We start from the raw sequence: 1038 nt of genomic DNA on the forward strand, positions 1-1038 counted from the left end.
TGGATATTCCGGTGATGCTGACCCCCCGTTCCGGCCATACTGACCCCCCTAAGGATTTTGGTCAAAAAGATAAGATAATGACAATATTACAGTTTTTTTCTTAGACTTTCTCCTTTCAATTCTATTCGATGTGAGGTATGTACTAATCGATCTAAAATTGCATCGGCAATGCTTGCCTCTCCAATTATTTCATACCAGCTTCCCACTGGCAACTGACTGGCAATAATAGTGGATGATCTTCCATGGCGATCCTCAATAATCTCCATCAGATCCATTTGCTGTTTTCTGTCCAGGTGGGCCAGTCCAAAATCATCCAGGATCAGCAGGTTTGCCTTGGCCAGCTTATCAAAGAATTTTAGGAAGGTTCCGTCTATACGGGTCATTTTGGTTTTCATCATTAACTTTTGGGTGTTATAATAGAGCACTTTATGGCCCTGACTACAAGCCTGGTGTCCCAGGGCTGACGCAAGAAAGCTCTTCCCGCAACCCGTGGCCCCGGTCAATAGGATCGATTCTCCTTTTTCTAGATAGGAGCCACTGGTGAGTTCTGTAATTTGGGTTTTATTGATCCCTCTAGAGGCATTTAGATTCAAATCCTCCACGCTAGCCTGATACCTGAACTGTGCACTTTTTTTCAGGCGTTCAAACCGGCGGTGGGTTCGGTCTTCTGCTTCGGCCTGTAATAAAACTTCCAGGCCTTCTCCAAAGGAGAGTTCGTGGTGCTGCCGGGTTTCTACCATGGCTTTCCAGCTGCTGTGCATGCCATTAAGCCGTAGCTGTGTTAATTGATTTTCAATGGTACTCATATGTGTATTAATTTAATAGGTTACTTATTTATAAGATGATGCCCCACGGATATTTCCGTGGGAGGGCAGAGATTTCACCACAGGCTCCTCAGGGTATTCGGTCATCCGGTTTTCCAGGACTTGTTGTAAGAACTTGTAAGAGTAATTCTGATGTTCCAGTGCTATATTGCAGGCTTTGGTAAAAGGTTCGGGGTTTGTTTTTCGAGCCAGGTTCAAGACGCCTTCACAGGTT

Annotated in this window: 1 protein-coding gene and 1 pseudogene; both read right to left on the reverse strand. The window is 44.9% G+C overall.

Features of this window, described 5'->3' with window-relative positions; translation table 11 throughout:
• Window positions 1–86: 86 nt before the first annotated feature.
• Window positions 87–806 (reverse strand): IS21-like element helper ATPase IstB, encoded by a 720-nt coding sequence (gene istB, locus RM529_RS17475; RefSeq protein WP_311486017.1) that lies wholly within the window; start codon window positions 804–806, stop codon window positions 87–89.
• A gap of 24 nt (window positions 807–830) precedes the next feature.
• Window positions 831–1038 (reverse strand): annotated as a pseudogene (locus RM529_RS17480) (hypothetical protein); the annotation flags it as partial.

Origin of the sequence: Autumnicola edwardsiae (assembly GCF_031846505.1) — a bacterium.
Lineage (GTDB): Bacteria > Bacteroidota > Bacteroidia > Flavobacteriales > Flavobacteriaceae > Autumnicola > Autumnicola edwardsiae.

What these genes read in the sequence shown, in the direction of transcription:
- istB (WP_311486017.1), bottom strand. Translation starts at nt 806, where the DNA reads ATGAGTACCATTGAAAATCAATTAACACAGCTACGGCTTAATGGCATG.